Below are 2,750 nucleotides of genomic sequence, written 5' to 3'. Positions count from 1 at the left end.
TCTCATGCCCGCGCTCCCGCCGGGACGGCTGCCGATGTCGTCGCCGCGGCCGCGGGCAGGTCGACGCGGACCCGCAGCCCGCCGCCGGGCCTGGCCTGGAGGTCCAGCGTGCCGCCATGGGCCTCAGCGATCGCCGCGACTATTGACAGGCCGAGGCCCGAGCCTTTGTCCGTGCCGATCCGGTCCGCCTCCAGCCGCCGGAACGGCTGGGAGAGCTCGGCTACCTGCTGCTGGTCGAGGACCTGGCCTCCGTTCTCGACGACCAGCCGGGCGCCTCCGCCGCGAGCCCGGGTCGTGATGGCGATCCAGCCGCCCGGGGTGTTGTGGCAGACCGCGTTGTCGATCACGTTCTCCACCATGCGGCTCAGCAGAGCCTGGCTCCCGGCCACCCAGGCGCCGCCCTGGCTGCTGGTGTCCTGCACGGTGAGATCCATGGCCGTGATGGCGGCGGCCTGATCGGCCAGCGCGGAACCCACGATGTAGTCCAGCGGCAGGATGGCCTGGCCAGGCATCGACCGGTGCTGGGCCCGGGCCAGTACCAGGAATGCCTCCAGCAGGCTCTCGATCCGGTCAAGCTCGGTGCGCAGCCGCCCGGCCAGCGCGACCGTCTGCGGCGGAGCGGGCTCGGGCTTGGCCAGCGCCACGTCGAGGGCCGCGCGCATCGTGGTCAGCGGGGTACGCAGCTCGTGCGAGGCGTTGGCGACAAACCGGCGCTGGGCGTTGAAGGCGACCTCTAGCCGCTCCAGCAGGCTGTCGATAGTGTCACCGAGTTCCTTGAGCTCGTCCTTCGGGCCGTGCAGGGCGAGCCGCTCGTGCAGGCTGTCCTCGGAGATGCGCTGGGCCGCCGCGGTCATCTTCCGGACCGGCCGCAGCGCCCGCCCGGCTATCAGCCAGCCGAGCGCGACCGATATCACGGTCATGATGGCCAGGGCGATCAGCGAGGCGATCAGCAGCTGGTGCTGGAGCTTGCCCTGGCCCGGCTGGCCGGCCGACTGCGACTGCAGGTTCTGCAGCTGGGCCTGCAGCGCCTGGATGCGGGCCTGGGCCTGGGCCAGCGAAGAACCGGGCATGGCCTGATTCGGGGCCGGGGCAGCTTGGACCGACGACGAGCGCGCCACGGTGACGCCGCTGGCGATCGCCAGCAGCACCGCGCCGGACACCAGGAACAAAATGCCGTACAGGGCGGTCAGCCGTACGCGCACGGTACGGCCGGGCCACCGCAGCCTGGTCGGCCGCACCGGCAGGCGCTGGGCCGGCATACGCCTCTCCTCCCGTCGGCAATGCCCTGATCAGGGGCTTCGGCCCTGCCATTTCAGCATGCCCGGCCGGACCTAACAACGGCATAACAGCCAGCGTGCGGCCCATGTTATGGCCCTTCCCGTAGAACCAGGCATGGCAAGTTCCACCCCGACCACAGAAGGAACGGGAAATGCAAGCCACGATCGAAGTGTCCGGACTACGGAAGCGGTTCGGTCCGACCCTGGCGCTGGACGGCATGTCGTTCACCGTCCAGCCCGGCCAGGTGACCGGCTTCGTCGGCCCGAACGGGGCCGGCAAGTCGACCACGATGCGGGTCATCCTCGGCCTGGATGCGGCCGACGGAGGCAAGGCGACCGTCGGCGGCACGTCATACGCGAGCCTGCGGCAGCCGATGCGGGTGATCGGATCGCTGCTCGACGCGGGGGCGCTGCAGCCGAGCCGGTCCGCCCGCAACCACCTGCTCTGGCTCGCGCACTCGCAGGGCCTGGACGCCAAGCGGGTGGACGAGGTCATCGAGCAGGCTGGCCTGCAGGGCGTGGCCAGGAGGCGGGCGGGTGGCTATTCGCTCGGCATGCGGCAGCGGCTGGGGCTGGCCGCCGCGCTGGTGCGCCGCCCGCGGCTGCTCATCCTCGACGAGCCGACCAACGGCCTCGACCCGCGCGGCATCAGGGACATCCGCGACCTGCTGACCGGCCTGAACGCGGACGGGGTCACTGTGTTCATGTCCAGTCACCTGCTGCCGGAGGTGTCCGCGCTGTGCACGAGGATCGGGGTGCTCGACTCAGGAAAGCTGGTGCTGCAAGAACAGCTCGCGTCCCTGCAAGAGCCGACAGGCCGCGTCCTGATCTCGACCGATGATCCGGAACGTGCGGTCGCGACTCTAGACGGCCTCGTCGAGCGCAGGGACGGGGCGGACCTCGTGGTGCGGTCCGCTGATCCGGCCGCGCTGAACGCCCGCCTCGTGGCCGCGGGCGTGCCGGTCAGGTCGCTGGCGGTGCAGCGGCGCAGCCTGGAAGAGATCGTGCTGGACCTGACGGGCGCGGGCTCCGACCAGTTCGGCGTGCCCGCATGATCGCCGTCGAGCTGTTCAAGCTGGTCCGGCGGCTGCGCACCTGGATCTCGATCGGGCTGATCTGCGCCCTGCCGCTGGTCGTGGCGATCTTCATCGCGGTCACGCACCTGGCCCCGCCGCCCGGGCAGGGCAGCGCGTTCCTGTCCGCGGTGCTGGACGAGGGGCAGTTGTACCCGGCGGCGGCGCTAGCGCTCGTGCTGCCGGTGTTCCTGCCGGTCGCCGTCGCGGTGGTGGCGGGCGACTCGATCGCGGGCGAGGCGTCCGCGGGGACGCTGCGCTACCTGCTGGCCCGCCCGGTCGGGCGGACGAAGCTGCTGGTCGCCAAGCTCGTCGCGGTCATCACGTTCGCGGTGCTCGCCGTCGTCGCCGTCACGGTCACCTCGTACGCCACCGGGGTGCTGATCCTCGGCCCGTCCCG

At 71.5% G+C, this 2,750-nt stretch carries 3 protein-coding genes; 2 read left to right on the top strand and 1 reads right to left on the bottom strand.

The features are described from left to right. Positions 1 to 2 precede the first annotated feature (2 nt). Positions 3 to 1,259, bottom strand: coding sequence for a sensor histidine kinase (locus tag WA805_RS02810; RefSeq protein ID WP_425241579.1), 1,257 nt, complete (start codon positions 1,257 to 1,259; stop codon positions 3 to 5). 170 nt (positions 1,260 to 1,429) lie between these two features. Between WA805_RS02810 and WA805_RS02805 the strand changes: the two genes are divergently transcribed. Both WA805_RS02805 and WA805_RS02800 read left to right on the top strand, forming a co-directional pair. Continuing rightward, on the top strand, positions 1,430 to 2,332 hold the full coding sequence (locus tag WA805_RS02805) for an ATP-binding cassette domain-containing protein (protein WP_425241578.1): 903 nt from the start codon (positions 1,430 to 1,432) through the stop codon (positions 2,330 to 2,332). After that, positions 2,329 to 2,750: ABC transporter permease (locus WA805_RS02800; protein WP_425241577.1), on the top strand; the 422-nt coding region annotated here is incomplete at its 3' end. The genes WA805_RS02805 and WA805_RS02800, both read left to right, overlap by 4 nt.

Origin of the sequence: Trebonia sp. (genome assembly GCF_049794275.1) — a bacterium.
In the GTDB taxonomy this organism is placed as follows: Bacteria; Actinomycetota; Actinomycetes; order Streptosporangiales; family Streptosporangiaceae; genus Trebonia.
Note: the sequence above shows the minus strand (reverse complement) of the source record. Positions and strands in the feature narration are given on the sequence as shown.

Bases quoted from the DNA above. Each gene is read 5' to 3' on its own strand.
- WA805_RS02810 (WP_425241579.1), bottom strand. From the start codon at position 1,259: ATGCCGGCCCAGCGCCTGCCGGTGCGGCCGACCAGGCTGCGGTGGCCC.
- WA805_RS02805 (WP_425241578.1), top strand. From the start codon at position 1,430: ATGCAAGCCACGATCGAAGTGTCCGGACTACGGAAGCGGTTCGGTCCG.